The following is a 20,394-nucleotide window of genomic DNA, read 5'->3' as shown; positions in this document are numbered from 1 at the left end:
TTATGGGTCTTTCATTATCCTATCGCTGCAAGTTTAATAAGTCAACATGTATCATGTTTCTTCTCTAGTATGCTAACCACATATTTTCATCACTCCAAATTTTTCTTGACGGACTGTTGTAAACTCTTCACAGAATCGTTATAATTTTGGGTGACCAAGGTCATTTTTTTAATATATCCGCCCGTACATAGGAGAATCAAATGATGAAAAGAACTGAAAAAAAACAGCAAACTAGGGAAAACATATTAAAAGCAGCTGTTTCTCTCTTTCGTGAGAAAGGATTTGATGACACAACCGTTCAAGAAATCACAGAAGCAGCGGATATAGCAAAAGGAACATTTTTTAACTACTTTCCAACGAAAGAGTCAATTATGGAAGCTTTGGCTGAAGACCGGCTTCATCAAGTAGATGATTATTTACACACATACGGCCTCAACAGAGTGACGTTCATTTCGAAGCTGCGTGCACATATCAGCTTCTTTCTTGGCGAATATCATTTTAACCCAGCATTGACCCGCCGTGTTTGGCAGCGTGTCATTGAACAGCAGTCCTTACTGTTAGAAACATGGCATGAACTGTTGGAGGTTGGAATAAAACGTAAAGAAATAAAAGCTGATACAGATGCAGGTCTTTGGGCTAATGTTATCAACAGCCACTTTTACTACACCCTTGCTGTATGCGAGGCCGAAACGCGTGAAACGTTTCTAGATGAACTCATGTTACTGCTCCATACAAGCTTAAAAGAAATTTTGACAAAAAGGGGAGATCGGGCAATGAAAAAAATGGTGATTGTTGGTGGAGGATACGGAGGTATGCGGATTTTGCAGCGTCTGCTTCCAAATGATTTGCCGGATGATATTGAACTGGTGCTTGTCGATAAACTGCCATACCACTGTTTTAAGACGGAATACTATGCGTTGGCTGCTGGAACAGAGTCAGATCATGAGGTCAGAGTCCCTTTCCCTCAACATGAGCGCCTCTCCTTACACTTTGGCACTGTCGATGCTATTGATAGAGAAAACCGCCAAATCATTATGAAAGGTGAAGAACCAGTCAGCTACGACATTTTGGTTATTGGCCTTGGCTGTGAAGACAAATATCACGGCGTTCCCGGTGCCGAAGAAAATACGTACAGCATTCAAAGCATGGAAAACACACGACGCACATATGAAGCCCTTAATAACTTGCCGGCCCAGTCCATTGTATCCATTGTCGGTGCTGGCCTAAGCGGCGTGGAAGTTGCTAGTGAACTGCGTGAAAGCCGCTCTGATTTGCATATAAAGTTATTTGACCGCGGAGAAACGATTCTGCCGATGTTTCCGAAACGTCTCAGCAACTATGTTCAAAATTGGTTTGAAAAACACGAAGTCGACGTTATCAGCAACTCGAACATCACCAAAGTAGAAAAAAGCGGGTTGTATAATCATGATGAGTTTATTAAATCAGACGCGATTATTTGGACAGCTGGAATCCAGCCCAACAAAGTAGTGCGCGATCTTGATGTGGAAAAAGATGAAAAAGGACGCGTCGTGTTGACGCCTCATCACCATCTGCCCGATGATGAACATACATTTGTCGTTGGCGACTGCGCCAGCCTTCCGCATGCCCCAAGTGCCCAGCTAGCCGAAGGGCAGGCAGATCAAATTGCCACGGTGCTGAAAAAACGATGGAACAACGAGACCCTTCCAGAAGAACTGCCAAAGATTAAATTAAAAGGCGTACTCGGTTCGTTAGGGAAAAAGCATGGTTTTGGCGTAATGGGAGATACAGCACTAACCGGCCGCGTTGCCCGCTTATTAAAAAGCGGTGTATTATGGATGTATAAACACCATTCTGGAGTATAACGCCTCCTTTTCACACGCTTTATAACAAATTTTAAAATAATAAGAGAGTCGAGGGTACTTTGGTTGTCATGAACAAGCGATTCATAGTAGAATATGGACTAAGCCCTATTGATTATGGAAACTATCCAAAATGGATATTATAATAAGGGGATAAAGAAAGGAGAGATGAAAGCATGCCTAACACAACAGAAGATATGCACGCGCAAGTTCAAGAAGTACTTGAAAAGCTTCGTCCATTTTTGCTTCGCGACGGTGGTGACGTTGAACTCGTTGATGTTGAAGACGGTATTGTAAAGGTTCGTCTTATGGGAGCATGCGGCTCTTGCCCATCTTCTACCATCACGTTAAAAGCCGGAATTGAACGTGCATTGCTTGAAGAAGTACCTGGTGTTACAGAACTCGAGCAAGTATTTTAATAACACTGGAATGAACATGCAAAAGGGCTGTATCAAAAGGTCATGAAAAATGACTTTTTGACAGCCCTTTTTTCGATTCTATAAGGTTTGTGGTTTGGATGAACGTATACCCTATCGTATGAATGGCTCTTCCGGTTCGCTTGCCGCGGGCAAGGCTTCAGCTAACCGACGGAAGATCACCGTCGGTGGATCTTCAGCTCTTGCTTCGACGCACAGGACCGTGCTGATGCCGGCGTCAGCCACACGATGTGGCTGGTCTTAGCCGAAGCCCCGCAGGCGTCTCACCTGACCGCCTTTCAAAGATGGGAATAAAAAATACCATGGTCACCATCTGGAAGGATGGCGTCCATGGTATTTTACGTTAAGGGCTTTTGATACAGCCCCTTTTTTACAACAATTAGAAAGTACAACGTTTGACTACGAACACATTATAGTGTTTTCACAGACATCTTTTTGTAACGCACATTTGCACCAAACGGCGCTGGACTGGCCGTTTGAACATGAAACTGCGGAAAGTCCTCCTCGAGTTTTTCCACTACATCTTCTCCCGTTCCAGCAGGGACAAGACACATCACAGTAGGTCCTGCCCCGCTCAAGGCCGCACCGTATGCCCCATAATCCCGAATATTGCTCATAATATCGGATAAGCCAGGTACAAGCTTTTCACGATATGGATGATGAAAAACATCTTCCACCATCATTTTTCCAACTACATCCCAGTCTTCTTTTAACATAGCAGCAACCAGGACGTTGCTGACCGAGCTGCCTTTGATTGCTTTATGGTATTCCAAATGATCCGGCAAAATACCGCGGGCTTTTTTCGTCATTAGCTCCGTATCTGGAACAGCTATGACCAAATCAATGTCCGGCACTCCGCAGTGTACCATGTTTGTTTCCGCTTCACTGTGTGAGCCGACAATTAACCCACCGTATAAACAAGGACCTACATTGTCCGGATGCCCTTCCCAAAGGCTTGCAAAGCGCATTTTTTCCTGTTTGGTCATCGAAGCGCTGGTCAACTGATCAGTCATTTCAATAGCTGCCACAATGGCAGCAGCACTGCTTCCCAAGCCCCTTGCAAGTGGTATATCACTTGTCATTTTCACTTCACAGGCCGGCAGTTCCCGCCCCAGGCTGCTGGCAAGATTTTCTGCTACTTGATACACCAGGTTGTCTTTTCCTTCTGGAATATCAAGCAGCTCATCTGAATCAGAATAAAATCTCCACTCTTGCGCACGCTCAACCTCTAGCGTTAAATAACGGTTAACGGCAAGACCGATAGAGTCAAAGCCCGGCCCTAAATTAGCGGAGCTTGCCGGAACGGTAATGATCATTTTCTCACCGTCCACCAGCAACCCCTCCTTTAAGCTTTTCGAGGAAGGCTTCTTCATTGTTTGGTATCACTGTAGGCTTGACGGTTACTGTATCAATAGCTGTACTTGGATCTTTCAACCCATTTCCAGTTAAGACGCACACGACTTTCGAACCTTTACGTATTTCTCCGCTTTCCAATTGCTTTTTCAGTCCGGCTATGGACGCACAAGACGCTGGTTCAGCAAACACACCTTCTTTTTGTGCAAGCAGCTGATAAGCTTCTACAATTTCGTTATCTGTTACCATGTTAATCTGGCCGTTTGATTCATCTTTTGCATTCACGGCTTGTTTCCAGCTTGCCGGATTCCCAATACGAATCGCTGTTGCAATCGTTTCCGGACTTTCGATTACTTTATCTTGTACAATAGCAGCGGCTCCTTCTGCTTCAAACCCATGCATTTGTGGAAGACCTGTGCCTTTTTTGTCATGATACTCTTTAAAACCTTTCCAATACGCCGTGATGTTACCAGCATTGCCTACTGGAATAGAGAGAACATCAGGGGCTTTTCCTAATGCATCACAGATTTCAAATGCAGACGTTTTCTGTCCTTCAATCCGATAAGGATTAACAGAGTTGACTAACGTAATGTTTTCTTTTTCGCTGACAGAACGAACAATTTCCAGAGCATGATCAAAATTGCCTTGGATTTCAAACACTTCAGCTCCATACATCACTGCCTGCGCCAGTTTTCCCAGAGCAATTTTCCCTTCTGGAATGACGACGATACAGCGAAGCCCCGCTCTAGCTCCATAAGCTGCAGCTGCTGCAGACGTATTACCGGTAGAAGCACAAATTATCGCTTTGCTGCCTTCTTCTTTTGCTTTGGCGACCGCCATAACCATTCCGCGGTCTTTAAATGAACCAGTCGGGTTTGCCCCTTCTGTTTTAACATAAACCTCTACTCCCCACTCTTCCGACAAACGCTCCAGGGGGATAAGCGGCGTATTCCCTTCATTTAATGTTAAACGTGGTGTTTTTTCATTTACCGGTAAGTAATCTTTATAAGTGTGAAGCAATCCCTTCCAGCTGCTCATTACGCTTGTCCTCCCTCAACGCGGTAACTGCTCTTAACATTCAGTACTACGTCCATATTTTCCAATTCACGATAAATTTTTTCATATACAGCTCTGTTCGTTTCATGAGTAATTAATACTACTTCTGCCATCGGTTCTTTTTCGTTCTCTAATGGCCACTGCAGCAGCCTCTCAAAGCTGACATCTTCTTTAGCAAACAAAGCCGTTAATGTATCAAACGTACCGGTTTCATCTCTAACCTGTAAACGCATGAAATATTTTGACTCTACTTCTTTATCCGTTTTCAACTGCTTATCATACAGCGGGCGTGCAGTCATTTGTCCATTCACACCTAAGCGAAGGTTCTTCACAACAGTTACCAAATCCGATACCACAGCTGTCGCCGTTGGAAGAGACCCTGCTCCCGGTCCATAGAACATCGTTTCTCCAACTGCTTCTCCATACACATAGACAGCATTGTATTCATCTTGTACCGAGGCCAGCGGGTGGCTATGCGGCAGCAGCATCGGCTGCACAGTAAGCTCTACTCTGCCTTCTGTTCGGCTGGCCAGCCCTATCAGCTTCAAAGAATAACCGAGCTGTTTGCAGTACTCCATGTCTTCTGTAGTAATCGTGGTAATGCCTCGTACTAACACGTCTTCTAATTCAACATTCATGGAGAATCCTAAATTCGCTAAAATCGCAATTTTACGAGCAGCATCGAGCCCTTCTACATCTGCAGTCGGGTCACTTTCTGCAAAACCAAGCTCTTGAGCTTCTCGCAGCACATCTTCATAATCCCGTCCGTCTTGTTCCATTTTCGTTAAAATATAATTAGTCGTTCCATTTACAATGCCCATCATTTGAGTAATGCGGTCAGAAGCTAATCCTTCCGCCATCCCTCTTAATACAGGGATTCCTCCAGCAACACTCGCTTCATAAAATAAATCGCAGCCATTTTCTGCTGCAACACTTAATAACTCAGCTCCATATAACGCCATCAAATCTTTATTGGCCGTCACAACGTGTTTTTTATTTTGCAAAGCTTGAATAATGTATTCACGAGCCTGGTTCACTCCACCCATCACTTCGATGACAACGTCAATATCAGGGTTGTGAACGACATCTTCCACCTCAACCGTTAATTGGTCTTCATCTATATCTAAATCGCGATGTTTTGATTTATCACGTACAAGGATTTTGCCTACTGAAACTTGGCATCCTACCTTATGCTGCAGTTCTTGCTGATGGTTTTTTACAATTTGGACCACACCACTTCCGACAGTGCCCAGTCCAAGTAAACCAATAACCACTCCTCGTTCCATACTCTCCCACTCCTTGCTGCCTGTTGCGAAAACATACTTGAATAGTTCATATAATGGCATAAAACCCAGTCAAATGTCAATTCAACCTTTTATATTTGTTTTTACTCAGTAAACATTTGTCTCCTTATAATGGACATTATATATGTTTTCTTTTCTTTTTACAAGTGCTCTATTTCCGTTGTCATTTATTTTTCTATGACAAAGAGGTGATGAACCACTCGGGCAAATCTTTTCCACACGAAAGCGATGTGTTAGCTATAACTGCTAACTTTTCAATGTGTTCCGGTTCTTTTTCCCACATCGCCTGCAAGTCAGCCAGGGCTTGATCATATTCACTGGTTGTTTCACGCAAGTACGTTTGCTCGACCCGTTCCATAAAATAATACGGAAACAGCAAACGGCCAAATACTAACTGACAAGCAAGAGGTGATAATTCATACTCATGTTGGTAATCGCTTAAAAATTGGCTGGCTGCTTTTGTATCCCCATCTGTAAGCACGTACCGCAGCCATTCTGCCACATCTCTTGAAGGATGATCATAGAGCCAATCTGACGGCAGCTTGACAGAAGCATTATTTTCCGCAATCGTAATCCACGTATTTGGCGTAAAACAAAAGTGAGACACACACCCTGGTTCTTCTCCTGCGCCCATCTCCCACGCTGTTTCCTTTACCCACTGAATCGCGTTTTCCGTTCTGCCTATATAATAAGGAAAAGTGTGTAAAAACCATTTATCCATATCTGAATAACTAGCTTTTTTGCGGACATTGGCATACCAGTTTTCCAGTTGCCCCAATCTTGTTTCCCACCATTCACACCACCTTTGTGAAAATGGCTGCACGGCAGAAGAGGGAAACAAACGCTTCCCCAGCTGGTGGAAACGAAACAATGCTTCTCCGTCTGAGACAGGGTCATGCTCTCTTACGGGTTTTGCCGGTATTTGAAATAACAGTTGTTTTTCCCCGTCTACTGGAACGGAGTACCCTCTTGTATACGGTGCAACAAATTCAGCAATGGTGTCATCACCGCACCATTTTAAGTGCGCAGCCCAGTCCAATTTTTCCTTCCAGTCATCCGATTTTTGCATCACATCCGGAACTAATAAGTAGGCTGCATGATCCGTATAAAACCCAGCGTATGCACCTGCTTGAAATGCCTCTCTCATATAAAGGCCATAATGATCATACACGTTCCTCTCCATCATGACACAATCCTCCCAGATTCCATTTTATACATTGTATGACCATGCGCCTGTCCATTACCCCCCTCTCTTCTGTTTGGATGGATATAACCGGTATAAATGGAGAAACTAATACAAGAACATTTTTGAGAAAGCAGGTCGAAACAATGGTTTATTCGCATCATCCTTTAGAAGAAACGACAAAAAATATGCTGCGAGAACGCGGTGTGGAACTAGACGATATCGCCAGGCTCGTTTTTTATTTACAAGAAGGCTATATTAAAGGACTCCGTCATGAAACATGTATAGAGCACGTAGAAGGTGTGTTGGCCAAAAGAGAAGTACAAAATGCTGTGATAACTGGGATAGAATTAGATAAGCTGGCAGAAGGAGGATACTTATCAGAACCGCTGCAAGAAATTATTGAAAATGATGAAGGATTATACGGAGTAGATGAAATCATTGCGCTGTCAATTGTTAACGTCTACGGAAGTATTGGTTTTACCAACTACGGCTATGTCGATAAACAAAAGCCCGGCATTTTAGAAAAGCTAAATGATAAATCGAGCGGAGAATGCCACACATTTTTAGATGATATTGTAGGTGCTATTGCTGCATCTGCATCAAGCCGGCTTGCCCACCGGCTTGATCACAGACAATAAATGTTACAGTCCCCACTCTGCTAAAGAAGACAACGTGTATGTAGGGAGTTTTTCTTTTATAAGCACGTCATCCTTGGACGTGACTCCTGTATCAACATGAACCGTGTCGAGGCCAGCTCGAATCCCGGCTAAAATATCCGTGTCATAATTATCACCGATCAATACTGCTTCTTCTGCTTTAATACCTAAACGTTTGACTGCTTCTTGAATCATAATCGGCTCTGGTTTTCCGATGAAAACAGGATTTACTCCCGTTGAAACACTGACCACGGCTGTCACCGCCCCATTTCCCGGCATGAAGCCTTTATCTGTTGGAAGTGCTTTATCGGCATTCGTGGAAATAAAACTAGCTCCGTTTCGCACCGCTAGACATGCGGCTGCCAGCTTTTCATAGGTTACTTGCCGGTCAAGTCCAATAATGACAAACTCCGGGTTTGTGTTTTCGATCGTAAAACCAGCTTCCTGCACCGCTTTTACCAAGCCGCTTTCTCCAATCACAAACACAGTTTTCTCCTGCGCTCTTGTGTTCATATACTGAGCTGCTGCCATACTCGTTGTTAGGATGTCCTGCTCTTGGCATGGAACATCCATACGCTGGAGACGGGCCGCTACATCTTCCGGTGCAGCAGAAGAATTATTTGTAACAAACAGGTAGGGCAGGTTGTTTTTACGGAGCTTTTTAACGAACTCGACAGCTTCTGGTATTGGTTTGCCGCCGCGATACATCGTGCCATCTAAATCCAGCAAGTAACCGCTGTAAGTTTTCATGGTTATCCCTCCATTATTTGTCTTCTTCAGGTAAAAAAGCAGATACCGGCCCCAATTCTTTTTCTAAATAATTACGTATGTTATCCGGGAATGCTGCCATGGCATTTTTTTCTTCTAACATAATGTGTTGAAATGAATCGTGCTGAATACCGGTGTAATGCTGCACTAACTCTTTTCGGAGCGTTAATACATGTTTCAGTCCTTTCGTTTCTTCTGCTGATATCACTTCTTCATCTTCTAGAATATCTAGTATATCTTCGTAACTGCCTGGATCTCTCATAATAAACCCGTCAATCATCTGGTTGCCAACGTCAATCATTCCTTCAATCCACCCTTGTGCCATACGCTCTAAAGCCAGCTGTTCGACTGGTGATTCTAAGTTGTGTATTTGTTGAAATGACTGGTGAATACGCTCCATGTACTGCAAGATATCTTCAATTTTTTTCCGGTCTACAAAATACATATCGCAGCCTCCTTTTCCTACATAATCCCATAAATGTTTATTATATCATAGCAGCTCCTTATTCTAGTCTGTAGAAGTAGTTATTCAATAACACCATAATATGATACTATAATTACGGAATTATTGATTTATTTTACAGCATTGTAATGACACATGGAGGGATACATTAGTGGATAGAGAATTAGCTTTAGAAGTTGTCCGAGTGACAGAAGCAGCAGCAATTGCTTCTGCACAGTGGCTTGGCCGCGGTCAGAAAATAGCTGCGGACGATGCAGCAACAACAGCCATGCGTACGATGTTTGATTCAGTTGGCTGCAAAGGAACAGTCGTTATTGGAGAAGGAGAAAAAGATGAGGCGCCAATGCTTTATATCGGCGAAGAAGTAGGAAGCGGCAGCGGTCCCGAAGTCGACATTGCCGTCGATCCATTAGAAGGGACAAACATTGTTGCTAATGGAAGAGCAAATGCCATGGCTGTGATTGCTGTTGCTGACAGAGGTACGTTGCTCCATGCACCTGATATGTATATGGAAAAAATTGCAGTTGGCCCGAAAGCAGCTGGATTAGTACGACTTGATGATCCTATTGAAAAAACGATTGATATTGTGGCAAAAATGAATAATAAACGCGTACGTGATCTTACTGTTATTATCCAAGACCGAAAGCGCCACATGGATATTGTAGAGCGTGTTCGTGCAAAAGGTGCGAGAGTCAAGCTCTTCGGCGACGGCGATGTTGGAGCGTCGATTGCAACAGCACTTCCTCAAACTGGTATTGATTTATTCGTTGGCAAAGGCGGTGCTCCAGAAGGCGTTATTTCTGCTGCTGCTCTAAAAGCACTTGGAGGAGATATGCAAGCCCGTCTTGTTCCACATAATGATGAAGAAGCAGAACGCTGCAAAGAAATGGGCTTAGACGACCCTTCTCAAACCTTAGCGCTGCATGATTTAGTCAAAGGTGATGATGCCATTTTTGCAGCGACTGGTGTCTCTTCCGGTGAATTAGTAGAAGGGGTTCGTTTTCTGGGCGGTGACTTTACAGAAACCGACTCTATTGTCATGAGAGCAAAAACCCGCACCGTCCGCTATATCAAAGCACATCATCATCTTGACCACAAGCCGCATCTTGTCGTTGAAGAAGAGTGAGGAGGTTTAACGTGGACGAAGAACGATTTTATTTATACGATGATATCGAAGAAACGAAAACGCGCTTTGTCAGCTTTATGGGTGACGAAGAACGGTTTGATTTGGCGATTACTTCTACCATGCGTCATTACGGCAAACACTTGGTTCTTGATATGCAGTCCAATCGTTTTGCCATATTAGGAACCGACGACCTAGAAGAGCCAGGCTATTTGGAACACGCCTTCCAGTTAAGTGAAAAAAATGCTGATGAACTACGGGACTTTTTGTATGAAATTCTGTAACCCTCTCGGTGTATGATTTCCCATAAACGGGGAAGCATATGCGAAAGGGGTGATAATCATGGAAAACAATTATAAAAAGAGCCGCCAAGTGCATGAATCATCCACGTATACGGACTTTGCAAACGTTGAAGTCCAAAGAAATTATGTATTTCCAGAGACATTCCCTGAAGGACCTTATGGATCACCTGTCAATAAAAAATTGGGGAAAACATCACCGTGGACAAAAAACCAGCGGCCCTACAGCCGGTTCACGTATGAAAACAAAACGCTTCACCAAAATCTTCCAAGACAATTCCCCGGCGCTCATCCAACACATGATGATCCGGATAAACACGAAGAGTACTTGGATACGTCTAAATAAATGTCACTCCTTTTTCATATGAAAAATGTCAGTTTTTATACTTTCTTCCATTAGAAAATACTCCCTTCTGCGTACGCAGAAGGGAGTATTTTAACTGGACGGGCGCTGCCTTTTAACAACAAAATAAGCACAGCCAAAGTTACAGTATTCGTATAAATAATCTTCCAATGTTCCAATTTTTGTATCAAATGATACTTTTTTGCGCGAATCATCATAAAACCCGCGCAGCCGCAATTGATTATGCCCCCAGTCACCGACCACATAATCGTATTTATTCAGCACCTCACTGTAGCGCTCTTTAAACGCTTCCTCATCCCAGCCATTGCGGACATTTTCCATTAATTCAAATTGCTGGCCTTGGATATCAATCAATTTCATGCCACCTGCCTTTATTCTCTTCATTTTATCATTTCTCGTTGCATGTCTTCCATTTTGTTTCCGCGATTTCCCACCATTTTTTTTGTACCAGCGTGTCATACTAACCGTATCATGTACTTTTTACAAAAGGAGAGGTATGACGATGAAAAAATGGATACTTGCTGTGATAATCGTCCTCTTTACGTTATCAGGATGTGCCGGAATACAAAACAACGCAGATCCGGATGATCTCGCAGCAGAATATGGACCAGAACATCCATTAGATTATATTTCTGATACAGATAATACAAATTCTGATGCCAATTCAAAAGGAAATCGCTATGGCTATAGCAGAAATAGGGCTGACGATCCTAATACAGATGAAAAAATGACAATGCATGATGTTATTGACCGGCAGCGGATTTCAAATGGTATCAGCAACTTACTCGTGCAATCCCCCGAAGTTCAAGAAGCCGGAGTGTTAATTACAAATGAATATGCACTAGTAGCCTTTCGTCCAAAAAATAAAGAGGATGACGATGTCGCTAAACACGTAAAAATGATCACAGAATCCATTGTCCCTTATTACTACGTGACAGTTGTAACCGACCGCGTCCAAATGATTGAGGACCTTGAAGCATTTAAAGGCATGGATGCCCGTTCTAAAGGCGGACACTCTTCTCTAAAACAGCTTGTGAATGACATGAGAAGTGCAACAAAACAGCCGAAAACAGAAAAGCGCAAAGCAGATGAAACGCACATGTAAAAAAATTCCTTGATGGCATGCCATCAAGGAATTTTCCTTGTTTCTTACTCTGCCTGCTTATATTTACTTGCTTCTTCATGGACTTGCGCTTCATTTACTTGTTCATCTGCGTGGTATGAAGAACGAACGAGCGGTCCTGACTCGCAGTGGCTGAAGCCTTTTTCCATCGCGATTTCTTTTAGTTCAGCAAATTCCTCAGGGGTATAATATTTTTGAACTTTCAAATGCTTCTTCGTTGGTTGTAAGTATTGACCAATCGTCATGATATCCACATCATGTGCTCGTAAATCATCCATCGTTTCAATAATCTCTTCTTTTGTCTCTCCTAAACCAATCATTAAGCTTGATTTGGTCGGAATATCTGGATGAATCTCTTTAGAGCGCTGCAAAAACGTCAGCGTTCTTTCATAGGTTGCTCTAGCACGCACACGTGGAGTCAAGCGTTTTACGGTTTCTATGTTGTGATTTAAAATATTCGGACGTGCTTCCATTAAAATTTCTAAGTTTTCTGCTCGTCCCATCATATCAGAAGGCAGAACTTCAATGGTACAGTAAGGATTACGCCGTCTTACCGCTCGTACTGTTTCTGCAAACACAGCAGCTCCTCCGTCTTTTAAGTCATCCCGTGCTACTGCAGTAATTACGACATGCTTCAGTCCCATCTGCTCTACCGACTCAGCAACTCGTTCAGGTTCGCCCCAGTCCAGTTCATTTGGAAGGCCGGTCTTTACTGCACAAAAACGGCATGCCCGCGTACACACATCCCCTAAAATCATGAATGTTGCTGTTTTACGCTCTGCCCAGCACTCATGAATATTGGGACACTTCGCCTCTTCACATACGGTGTGAAGATTTTTTTCGCGCATCATTTTCTTTAAACCTTTATAGGAATCATTTGTATTTAATTTAATCTTAAGCCATTCCGGTTTGCGGAGGTATTCTTCTGTCTTTGCCAAACCTCATCACTCCAATCGATGATAATCAGTCTATACGAAGCAGTTGCCGATGTACTGTTATATTCTCTCTTACTTTAACATGTTCATGGCAGCATAGCCAAATGTAATGTTTATTTCCAATCATTGGCGTAATGAAAACCGATATGGTTGACACAATAAAGAATAGAAATTAACAACAAAGGATCGGTTCATATGATAAAAAAAATAATTGCACTTATGATGATGGTCATGATGAGTTTTTCGATAATAACTAGTATACCTGCTGCTCATGCAGAAGAAAAATCAGCAGAAACCATCTATCAAGAAAGACTTGCGCTTTACAAAGATATGGAAGCTATCACCCAAGTTCCTTGGTACTGGCTTGCTGGTGTGGACACCTATGAAAAAGGTCTTCGCCGAGCGAGAAAAGACCGCGATAGTGCGGATGGTGTCATTAATATTTATTTTTCTCCAAAGGAATGGGCCGGACCGCTCAATCCCGATCTAAATTCAGATAATCCATCTGCCATTGCTCTTTTTGATGGAATTGGTCTGGATGGAAACGGAAATGGAAAAGCATCGTTGAAAGAAGACGCTGACGTGTTATACACCTTTGCGAATTATTTATCTGATTATGGATATGATGACGATAACATTCAAATTGGATTGTGGGAGTACTATCACCGTGATCAAGCAGTGAACATCATTACAGGCCATGCACGAATTTATAAGAAATATGGCCGCATTGATTTAGATGACGAACATGCTTTTCCTGTTCCTTTAAACTACAATTACAGCTACCGCAGCACATGGGGGGATTCTCGCGGCTGGGGCGGACGCCGTATCCACGAAGGTACAGACATTTTTGCTGATTACCGTACACCAGTACGAGCTACTTCGTATGGAATCGTCGAATTAAAAGGCTGGAATAAATTTGGCGGATGGCGTCTTGGCATCCGTGATTTATCCAACACGTATCATTATTATGCCCATTTAAGCGGCTTTGAAGATGAGATCGAAACAGGAGATATCGTTGCTCCAGGAGACGTCATCGGATATGTAGGCAGCTCTGGCTACGGCAAACCTGGGACAGAAGGTAAATTCCCACCTCACTTGCACTATGGAATGTACCGCGACAATGGGTACAGTGAATGGTCTTTTGACCCCTATCCTTCCTTAAAATCTTGGGAACAGCGGGAGAGAAGCAACTAAAAAAAGCACAAGCATCCTGAGATAATAAATACCAACAACATTTATATAACCGTACTTTCCCTATCAGTGAAATAACAAAAAGCCGGCAGCTCCTTAATTGGATTGCCGGCTTTCTTCGTGATTTATGCCTTGTTTTTTTTGGAGGCATTTCGCGCGTGCAGAATGCTTGCGGTTAATCCGCCCCAAATAATAAGCATACCTAGTATCATCATGAATATTGCGCTTCCTGTCATGAGTTATCTGCCTCCTTTGTTTCAGCTTTGCCGCCTTTCCAGCGAATAAGTGTAAAGATAATCCCGGCAGCCAATGCAAAAGCAGCTACAGCCCAGCCGCCGTAATTAATAAAGGCATCAGAATACCCTTCATAGTTTCCAGTTGGGGTATCAAATTCACGCAGCAGGTTTTGCTTGAATAAATCAAACATCATGTAACCTAAGACAAGTGGTGTAATAACCCCTAGACATACTTTCCACCACATGCCTAATCGAATATCGGAAATGCCATTTGCATGATTTTGCAGCACACCGAGCTTTCGTATCAGCCACGCGATGGTTACAACTTCAATCAGACCAACTAATGCCACGCCAAATTGATTAATGAAATAATCTGCTGCATCCAAGAAGTACAACCCGCCATCCGTTGCATAAATCAACGATACTAGTGCGGCTAAACCGCCAGCAGTAGTAACTGATTTTTGCCTGGAGATATTAAACTTCTCCGCTACCGCCTTCACGTATGTTTCCGATATCGAAATAAGTGATGATAAACCTGCCAGCACCAGCGAGGCAAAGAATAAAAAGCCAAACAAACCGCTTAACGCCGGAAACTCGCTAATAATTTGCGGAAATACTACAAACGCCAGGCCTACACCGCCTGCAACAACTTCTTCTACTCCTACTCCTGACTGAGCCGCCATGAATCCAAGCGCTGCAAAAACACCGATACCTGCTAACAATTCAAAACTAGAGTTACCAAAACCAGTAATAAATGCATTGTTTGTAATATCTGCCTTTTTCGGCAAGTAGCTGGAATATGTGATCATAATAGCAAAAGCAATGGATAAACTAAAGAATATTTGCCCATATGCTGCCACCCATACTTCCCCTGATGTAATCGCATCAAAGTTTGGTTCAAAGAAGGCTTGCAGACCTTGTGCTGCACCAGGTAAAGTAACAGCGCGAACAACGATAATCAGGAAAATGACAATCAGTGTTGGAATGAAGATACGATTGGCCATTTCAATTCCTTTTTTAACACCTTTAAAAAGAACTCCAAGTGCAACCGCCCATACAATCACTAGCGGTATGAGTACGGAAGGAACCATCGTTCCAATTTGTCCCGGTGCGTCAGGAAGCTGTAAATACTCACCGAACAAGAATGCCTCTGTATCCGCTCCCCATGACTGGTTCAAAGAAAAGATGCTATAAGAAATCGCCCATGCAATAATGACAGAATAGTAGGTCGAGATGACAAAAGAAATAAATACAGCCCACCAGCCAATCCATTCCACCTTCTTATTCATTCGAGAAAAACTGAGCGGTGCCGAACCGCGATACTTTTGACCAATGGTAAATTCCATGATCAAAAGGGGGATACCGGCAGTGAGCAGTGCAAATAAATATGGAATAAAAAATGCTCCCCCGCCGTTTTCATAAGCAGTCGCCGGAAAACGCCAAATGTTGCCTAAACCAACGGCTGAACCGACAGCTGCCATGATAAAGCCGGCACGTGTCCCCCATTGCTCTCTCATACTCACAAATAAAACCTCCCTTTTATATTATTGAAAATTCAGAAAAAAATAATCTAGTTCATGGTATTATGCTTTTCAAATAATATTTTCCAATAAACACATTGGTTTTAATACCTGTTTTTCATAACATGCACTCCTCTATTCTTTATAATAATTCTAATAAATTCGTTTTTTCATTATAATGATTTGTGCGATATTTGTCAAAATAAAGATTTTCACCAATTAATCTGTTGCAGGAATTTCCAGCGGCTCTTCTGGTGTTTCGAGCTCTTCTTCTACTTCTGCATCCACATGTCCTTCACTTTCTTCTTCACTTTCCATTGATTCATGAAGGTCTTGTTCTTGAATAATAGCCGGCGCAGGCATGTTACCGTCTCCTTCATTATAGAACTGTGGTACCTCACCTGAAATAAATACCATGCCAACAGGAACAGATGTTGAAACAACCGCTGTGTCCGTAGCAAATGGAATAACTACGCGAACGTCTACTTCGATGTCTACGGAAACACGAATATACGTATTGTTAATGCCTGATTCAAAAATCTTTTCACTCATCGAAGATTTCACATCACCAATAGCTGAAAATTGAACAGGGACTCTTGGTCCCAATTGAGCGAGAAGCGCATTATTCGTCGCCTGTCCTAAAGGAATCATGTGAATAATACCTTCATCTGTAAAATGCTCCGTTTCGAGTTCTTGTTCAATTTCTTCAGGTAGTCCGAGGTCTTCAATTGTCCCTTCTTCTACCATTTTTAAATACTTCTGTGTGCGCAACGTTGATTCGGATAACACGCGATTATACATCTCCGAATTAAACTTCACTGATGTCACTTGACCATTGCTGTCTGTTTCAATCTGCATTAAATCCTCAATATCCATGGAGTCAACAATTTTGTTTGAAATCGCATCATTAATAGCTTGTGTGGCTATTTTTTGGGTCTCGGTATGAGCGATTGCCATCAATGTCGGTCGAATCCCTTTTTCCACAAGCCACAGGCCTTGCATCGTAAATAGTGTAAACAATAAAAGAGAGAGAATAAAGACATAATGAAAAGGAAGTGGTCCTTTAGGACGGCTCTTGACTTTAAAAAAACCCCGGTGTTTTCTCATGCGAAACCCGTCCTCCTTTGCTTGCTACATCTATATGCAAAAAAGAACGGGTTCAGCCCATCTATTATTGATTTCTTTCCAACGTAAGAAATGTATGAGGGTAACGGTTTTTTTCATCTGTGGCGCCTTGCGTTTCTTCCACGACTGTCCAATCTTTTGCATCCCATGCTGGAAAATACGTATCTCCTGCAAAGATATCATGAATAATAGTGAGATACAGTTTATCAGCTTTATCAAACCATTGCTGAAATAACGTCTCGCCGCCAATCACAAAAATTTCCTCATGAGACTCGGCGATGTCCATAGCTTCTTCAAAAGAATGAACAATGTCACAGCCAGGTGCTTCAAACTGTGTATCGCGCGTGACAACAATATTTTGGCGTTTTGGAAGCGCGCGCCCAATCGCTGTATATGTTTTCCTTCCCATAATAATTGGATGTTTCTGTGTTGTTTCTTTAAAATGTTTTAAGTCGTTGGGAAGGTGCCAGGGCATGGCGTTTTGATAACCAATCACACGGTTTTCGTCCATTGCTGCAATAAAGGAAATCATACCGATACTTCTCCTTTAATGTGAGGATGCGGGTCATACCCCACCAATTCAAAGTCATCAATCGTAAAGTCGGAAATAGAGGTTACATCCGGATTTATTTTCATTTCCGGCAGCTTTCTTGGTGTTCTCGTTAATTGAAGCTTCACTTGTTCGATATGATTCAAATAAATATGAGCATCCCCGAATGTATGAACAAATTCATGAGCTTTTAAGCCGCACACTTGAGCAATCATTTTCGTCAGCAAAGCGTAAGAGGCAATATTAAATGGAACACCAAGAAACACATCACCGCTTCGCTGATACAGCTGGCAAGAAAGCTTGCCGTCATTTACATAGAATTGAAAAAGACAATGGCATGGAGCTAAAGCCATGTCGTCAATTTCTGCTGCATTCCAAGCGCTGACGACCAGCCGGCGGGAAGTAGGGTTTGTTTTAATCTGATGAATTACATCTGTGATTTGATCAACTGTTTTTCCAGACGCTCCTTCCCATGAACGCCATTGTTTTCCATAAATTGGACCTAAATCACCGTTGTCGTCTGCCCACTCGTTCCAAATTTTCACGTTATGATCTTGTAAGTATTTTACGTTTGTGTCACCTTTTAAGAACCACAACAACTCATGAATAATTGCGCGTAAATACAGTTTTTTCGTCGTTAAGACAGGAAAACCTTCTTCTAAATTAAAGCGCATCTGCCAGCCGAATGTACTAATGGTGCCGGTGCCTGTCCGATCATCTTTTTTCGTACCATTTGTTAAGATATGTCTGCATAAATCTAAGTATTGTTCCATTATTTTGCCGCCTTTCTACAAACATCATAGCCTTTATTTTATATTACCATTCAGATGGATTCAATGCCTCCAGCTTTCCCCTGCTTGTCACCACATCTTTTAGAAAACGTGATATGTTTCCCTCTGCCATTCATGTACAGCATTCGGCTCTTACCAAGATTAAATGTTCTTCGCACAGAAAAAAGCAGTCGGTGTATTTTTACCAACTGCCACTGCACTCCTTACATGTAATACAGTGCTTCTTTACCCGTCATTCCTTTTTTTACTCCTAATGCTTCTGCTGCTTTGCTGACATCTGCCAATGGAGCTTCTAATAGTTCATCGATGGTTTGTACGCCTAACGCTCTTGCAGCCGGCATTTTTCTATTCGGCCATTTTTTATTTAGTATATCAATATCCAAGGCACCGCACATAATATAACCTTTTTTGCCTGTTACAATCGTAAGCGACGTTTCAGGCAGCTCTACAACAATAGCAGTATACAATTTGTTATGCAGCTCTACCGGTTCCAATTTTATCATTTCCGGCTCCCTCTCTTTCTGTGGGCTTATTATTACCATATGAAACAGAGAGGAAGGACGAAACTTGTCTTTTCCTTTATCGTTATTAAGCAAGAAAACACGCATGTCAAACGGACCGCAAGATTGTTAAGTGGGGGCAGTTCAAGTGTAGCGTTTCTTTAACGTTTGCAGCAGTACATCCCTCATCATTTCGGGCATGAAATATTTTTTCATATTTGCTTGCGATAAACCGGGATATAATGGCCCGAACGTAAACATATCAACAGTTGCTAATGCGTACGTTTTGTCTGGATCAAGCGGTTCTCCTTGAATGAAAACACCAACAATCGGAGAGTGACTCTCGCCTTCTTCCCATTCAACTGTTATACCTGAAAACGCCATTCTCCCTAATTTTTCTCCTCTAAAACCAAGTCCTTTTAATGGCAGGTGAATCATCTTTTCTGTAAAAGCAGCCGAGATGGTTTCCTTTAATACTGCTCCTTTCACGTGAACAAGACAAGGATTAATTGGGTGAGGACACAACCTGTGCAAGTCTTTGCGTGTCACTTCCCCCGATTCAAGTGAATCAAGCAGCAAACCAGAATTCAGCATAGCGATATCAGCTTGACACCACTCTCTTAAGCCTTCTGCAAGCAAATCTGCAAACGGAGATGGTTCGGTCCAAGACACAGGCAGCGCAGCTGGTATCGAAGCAATGGGTTCTTCTAATATGCTGTCCGCTTTTGTCTCAAGCTCTCTTAACAATTGCTGGGTCGGCACAGCAGGAGATTCATGACTAATTTCCTCTGCTGCCCCCGCCTTTTTTACAATGCTGCCTGACGAAAGATCAAATTGAATTTCCACTTGTCCAACGTAATAGCTGTTTTTACCACACTGTGCTACCAATGTATTATTAATTAAAACAGATGTTTTTAATAAGTGGTGCGTATGAGCCCCTAAAATAACGTCAATATCTTCAAATGTTTCCGCTACCTGTTCATCTTGCGGATATCCTAAATGTGACAGCAAAATAATAATATCGGATTTTTGTTTCACTTCCTCCAGCAATGCTGGAAGCACTTCCATTGGATCTTTTATGTCCCAGCCTAACTCTTTATAAAAAGGATAAAATGCTACCGTGACGCCAATCATTCCAATGCGGACACCTTCTTTTGTTTGAATGATATCAAATGGTTCCGCCCAGTCTGGACGGCGCGACTCGTCTTTATAAAACAAATTAGCAACCAGTACCTTAAAAGAAGCATCCTCATATAAATGATCTAATTCTTCTTTAGAAAGCGTGATGCCTTCATTATTTCCGATGGTCACGTATTGAATGCCCGCCTCATTTAACAGTTCTACATTTCCTTTTCCGCGTGTGGCCTCAGTCATTGGATGAACTCTGTCCGCATGATCGCCTATATCAAAAAACAAAGCAGTTTCCTCTTTTACCTGATGAAACTCTCTGCGTTTTTTTATGTATGACACGGCAGACGGCCACTGTTTTAAATTACTGTGAAGATCATTTGTGTGGTACAAATAAATAGGTACTAACGAAGACAATGATTGCACCGCCTTTTCTTTTTCTGAT

Annotated in this window: 23 protein-coding genes and 1 pseudogene; 9 read left to right on the top strand and 15 right to left on the bottom strand. The window is 42.5% G+C overall.

Annotated elements, in window-relative coordinates:
- Window positions 1–200: 200 nt before the first annotated feature.
- The 3 genes and pseudogenes from BLT18_RS18760 to BLT18_RS08295 all read left to right on the top strand — a co-directional run.
- Window positions 201–323: pseudogene (locus tag BLT18_RS18760) on the top strand (TetR/AcrR family transcriptional regulator); the annotation flags it as partial.
- 450 nt (window positions 324–773) lie between these two features.
- Window positions 774–1,844, top strand: coding sequence for an NAD(P)/FAD-dependent oxidoreductase (locus BLT18_RS08300; RefSeq protein ID WP_407639925.1), 1,071 nt, complete (start codon window positions 774–776; stop codon window positions 1,842–1,844).
- Between the two features lie 173 nt (window positions 1,845–2,017).
- Entirely contained in the window at window positions 2,018–2,260 is a 243-nt protein-coding gene (locus tag BLT18_RS08295; protein WP_091272935.1) for a NifU family protein, read from the top strand.
- A gap of 428 nt (window positions 2,261–2,688) precedes the next feature.
- On the opposite strand, the gene thrB is transcribed toward BLT18_RS08295, so the two are convergent.
- From thrB to yutH, 4 genes are all read right to left on the bottom strand, one after another.
- Window positions 2,689–3,609, bottom strand: coding sequence for a homoserine kinase (gene thrB / locus BLT18_RS08290; RefSeq protein ID WP_245705212.1), 921 nt, complete (start codon window positions 3,607–3,609; stop codon window positions 2,689–2,691).
- Window positions 3,599–4,669, bottom strand: coding sequence for a threonine synthase (gene thrC, locus BLT18_RS08285; protein WP_091272933.1), 1,071 nt, complete (start codon window positions 4,667–4,669; stop codon window positions 3,599–3,601). Before thrC ends, thrB begins: the two co-directional genes overlap by 11 nt.
- Window positions 4,669–5,973, bottom strand: coding sequence for a homoserine dehydrogenase (locus tag BLT18_RS08280; RefSeq protein ID WP_091272932.1), 1,305 nt, complete (start codon window positions 5,971–5,973; stop codon window positions 4,669–4,671). Before BLT18_RS08280 ends, thrC begins: the two co-directional genes overlap by 1 nt.
- A gap of 193 nt (window positions 5,974–6,166) precedes the next feature.
- A complete protein-coding gene (yutH, locus tag BLT18_RS08275) occupies window positions 6,167–7,177 on the bottom strand; it encodes a spore coat putative kinase YutH (protein WP_091272930.1) in 1,011 nt (336 codons plus the stop codon).
- 143 nt (window positions 7,178–7,320) lie between these two features.
- Between yutH and BLT18_RS08270 the strand changes: the two genes are divergently transcribed.
- Window positions 7,321–7,815 carry a phosphatidylglycerophosphatase A family protein gene (locus tag BLT18_RS08270; RefSeq protein ID WP_091272929.1) on the top strand — a complete coding sequence of 165 codons (495 nt, stop codon included), beginning with the start codon at window positions 7,321–7,323 and terminating at the stop codon, window positions 7,813–7,815.
- 3 nt (window positions 7,816–7,818) lie between these two features.
- Here the strand turns inward: BLT18_RS08270 and BLT18_RS08265 are convergent, their stop codons facing one another.
- Both BLT18_RS08265 and BLT18_RS08260 read right to left on the bottom strand, forming a co-directional pair.
- A complete protein-coding gene (locus BLT18_RS08265) occupies window positions 7,819–8,583 on the bottom strand; it encodes a TIGR01457 family HAD-type hydrolase (protein ID WP_091272928.1) in 765 nt (254 codons plus the stop codon).
- A 13-nt stretch (window positions 8,584–8,596) separates the two neighbouring features.
- The gene (locus BLT18_RS08260; protein WP_091272926.1) at window positions 8,597–9,046 is read right to left on the bottom strand and encodes a DUF86 domain-containing protein; all 450 of its coding nucleotides are present in this window, start codon (window positions 9,044–9,046) and stop codon (window positions 8,597–8,599) included.
- Between the two features lie 169 nt (window positions 9,047–9,215).
- Between BLT18_RS08260 and glpX the strand changes: the two genes are divergently transcribed.
- From glpX to BLT18_RS08245, 3 genes are read left to right on the top strand one after another with little or no spacing between them, the layout of a single operon-like run.
- Window positions 9,216–10,190, top strand: a complete 975-nt coding sequence (glpX, locus tag BLT18_RS08255) for a class II fructose-bisphosphatase (protein WP_091272925.1) — start codon at window positions 9,216–9,218, stop codon at window positions 10,188–10,190.
- 11 nt (window positions 10,191–10,201) lie between these two features.
- Window positions 10,202–10,471 (top strand): DUF3055 domain-containing protein, encoded by a 270-nt coding sequence (locus BLT18_RS08250; protein WP_245705211.1) that lies wholly within the window; start codon window positions 10,202–10,204, stop codon window positions 10,469–10,471.
- 58 nt (window positions 10,472–10,529) lie between these two features.
- Window positions 10,530–10,832, top strand: coding sequence for a hypothetical protein (locus tag BLT18_RS08245; RefSeq protein WP_091272923.1), 303 nt, complete (start codon window positions 10,530–10,532; stop codon window positions 10,830–10,832).
- A 90-nt stretch (window positions 10,833–10,922) separates the two neighbouring features.
- On the opposite strand, the gene BLT18_RS08240 is transcribed toward BLT18_RS08245, so the two are convergent.
- A complete protein-coding gene (locus tag BLT18_RS08240; RefSeq protein WP_091273048.1) occupies window positions 10,923–11,204 on the bottom strand; it encodes a YutD family protein in 282 nt (93 codons plus the stop codon).
- A gap of 148 nt (window positions 11,205–11,352) precedes the next feature.
- On the opposite strand from BLT18_RS08240, the gene BLT18_RS08235 reads away from it, so the two are divergent.
- Window positions 11,353–11,955 (top strand): YhcN/YlaJ family sporulation lipoprotein, encoded by a 603-nt coding sequence (locus tag BLT18_RS08235; protein ID WP_175487429.1) that lies wholly within the window; start codon window positions 11,353–11,355, stop codon window positions 11,953–11,955.
- 44 nt (window positions 11,956–11,999) lie between these two features.
- On the opposite strand, the gene lipA is transcribed toward BLT18_RS08235, so the two are convergent.
- The gene (lipA, locus tag BLT18_RS08230; protein ID WP_091272920.1) at window positions 12,000–12,911 is read right to left on the bottom strand and encodes a lipoyl synthase; all 912 of its coding nucleotides are present in this window, start codon (window positions 12,909–12,911) and stop codon (window positions 12,000–12,002) included.
- Between the two features lie 192 nt (window positions 12,912–13,103).
- Here lipA and BLT18_RS08225 point away from each other — a divergent pair, with 192 nt between their 5' ends.
- The gene (locus tag BLT18_RS08225) at window positions 13,104–14,102 is read left to right on the top strand and encodes a M23 family metallopeptidase (RefSeq protein ID WP_091272918.1); all 999 of its coding nucleotides are present in this window, start codon (window positions 13,104–13,106) and stop codon (window positions 14,100–14,102) included.
- A 122-nt stretch (window positions 14,103–14,224) separates the two neighbouring features.
- Here BLT18_RS08225 and BLT18_RS08220 read toward each other — a convergent pair whose 3' ends face one another.
- The 7 genes from BLT18_RS08220 to BLT18_RS08190 all read right to left on the bottom strand — a co-directional run bounded on the left by BLT18_RS08220 (window position 14,225) and on the right by BLT18_RS08190 (window position 20,366).
- On the bottom strand, window positions 14,225–14,299 hold the full coding sequence (locus tag BLT18_RS08220) for a MetS family NSS transporter small subunit (protein WP_245705220.1): 75 nt from the start codon (window positions 14,297–14,299) through the stop codon (window positions 14,225–14,227).
- Window positions 14,300–14,331: 32 nt separating this feature from the next.
- Complete coding sequence (locus BLT18_RS08215; protein WP_407639924.1) at window positions 14,332–15,852, bottom strand: sodium-dependent transporter; 1,521 nt, start codon at window positions 15,850–15,852, stop codon at window positions 14,332–14,334.
- 222 nt (window positions 15,853–16,074) lie between these two features.
- The gene (gene yunB, locus BLT18_RS08210; RefSeq protein WP_091272912.1) at window positions 16,075–16,962 is read right to left on the bottom strand and encodes a sporulation protein YunB; all 888 of its coding nucleotides are present in this window, start codon (window positions 16,960–16,962) and stop codon (window positions 16,075–16,077) included.
- A 64-nt stretch (window positions 16,963–17,026) separates the two neighbouring features.
- Window positions 17,027–17,512: a dihydrofolate reductase gene (locus BLT18_RS08205; RefSeq protein ID WP_091272910.1), complete on the bottom strand. Its 486-nt coding sequence runs from the start codon at window positions 17,510–17,512 to the stop codon at window positions 17,027–17,029.
- Window positions 17,509–18,303 (bottom strand): thymidylate synthase, encoded by a 795-nt coding sequence (locus BLT18_RS08200; RefSeq protein ID WP_091272908.1) that lies wholly within the window; start codon window positions 18,301–18,303, stop codon window positions 17,509–17,511. Before BLT18_RS08200 ends, BLT18_RS08205 begins: the two co-directional genes overlap by 4 nt.
- 221 nt (window positions 18,304–18,524) lie before the next feature.
- Entirely contained in the window at window positions 18,525–18,824 is a 300-nt protein-coding gene (locus BLT18_RS08195; RefSeq protein ID WP_091272906.1) for a YunC family protein, read from the bottom strand.
- Between the two features lie 141 nt (window positions 18,825–18,965).
- A complete protein-coding gene (locus BLT18_RS08190) occupies window positions 18,966–20,366 on the bottom strand; it encodes a bifunctional metallophosphatase/5'-nucleotidase (protein WP_091272905.1) in 1,401 nt (466 codons plus the stop codon).
- Window positions 20,367–20,394: the final 28 nt, after the last annotated feature.

The sequence above is a fragment of the Alteribacillus persepolensis genome, from assembly GCF_900099605.1.
Lineage (GTDB): Bacteria > Bacillota > Bacilli > Bacillales > Marinococcaceae > Alteribacillus > Alteribacillus persepolensis.
This window is presented reverse-complemented; position numbering and strand designations above follow the sequence as displayed.

What these genes read in the sequence shown, in the direction of transcription:
- BLT18_RS08300 (WP_407639925.1), top strand. Translation starts at nt 774, where the DNA reads ATGAAAAAAATGGTGATTGTTGGTGGAGGATACGGAGGTATGCGGATT.
- BLT18_RS08295 (WP_091272935.1), top strand. Translation starts at nt 2,018, where the DNA reads ATGCCTAACACAACAGAAGATATGCACGCGCAAGTTCAAGAAGTACTT.
- thrC (WP_091272933.1), bottom strand. Translation starts at nt 4,669, where the DNA reads ATGAGCAGCTGGAAGGGATTGCTTCACACTTATAAAGATTACTTACCG.
- BLT18_RS08280 (WP_091272932.1), bottom strand. Translation starts at nt 5,973, where the DNA reads ATGGAACGAGGAGTGGTTATTGGTTTACTTGGACTGGGCACTGTCGGA.
- yutH (WP_091272930.1), bottom strand. Translation starts at nt 7,177, where the DNA reads ATGATGGAGAGGAACGTGTATGATCATTATGGCCTTTATATGAGAGAG.
- BLT18_RS08270 (WP_091272929.1), top strand. Translation starts at nt 7,321, where the DNA reads ATGGTTTATTCGCATCATCCTTTAGAAGAAACGACAAAAAATATGCTG.
- BLT18_RS08265 (WP_091272928.1), bottom strand. Translation starts at nt 8,583, where the DNA reads ATGAAAACTTACAGCGGTTACTTGCTGGATTTAGATGGCACGATGTAT.
- BLT18_RS08260 (WP_091272926.1), bottom strand. Translation starts at nt 9,046, where the DNA reads ATGTATTTTGTAGACCGGAAAAAAATTGAAGATATCTTGCAGTACATG.
- BLT18_RS08245 (WP_091272923.1), top strand. Translation starts at nt 10,530, where the DNA reads ATGGAAAACAATTATAAAAAGAGCCGCCAAGTGCATGAATCATCCACG.
- BLT18_RS08235 (WP_175487429.1), top strand. Translation starts at nt 11,353, where the DNA reads ATGAAAAAATGGATACTTGCTGTGATAATCGTCCTCTTTACGTTATCA.
- BLT18_RS08225 (WP_091272918.1), top strand. Translation starts at nt 13,104, where the DNA reads ATGATAAAAAAAATAATTGCACTTATGATGATGGTCATGATGAGTTTT.
- BLT18_RS08215 (WP_407639924.1), bottom strand. Translation starts at nt 15,852, where the DNA reads ATGAGAGAGCAATGGGGGACACGTGCCGGCTTTATCATGGCAGCTGTC.
- yunB (WP_091272912.1), bottom strand. Translation starts at nt 16,962, where the DNA reads ATGAGAAAACACCGGGGTTTTTTTAAAGTCAAGAGCCGTCCTAAAGGA.
- BLT18_RS08205 (WP_091272910.1), bottom strand. Translation starts at nt 17,512, where the DNA reads ATGATTTCCTTTATTGCAGCAATGGACGAAAACCGTGTGATTGGTTAT.
- BLT18_RS08200 (WP_091272908.1), bottom strand. Translation starts at nt 18,303, where the DNA reads ATGGAACAATACTTAGATTTATGCAGACATATCTTAACAAATGGTACG.
- BLT18_RS08195 (WP_091272906.1), bottom strand. Translation starts at nt 18,824, where the DNA reads ATGATAAAATTGGAACCGGTAGAGCTGCATAACAAATTGTATACTGCT.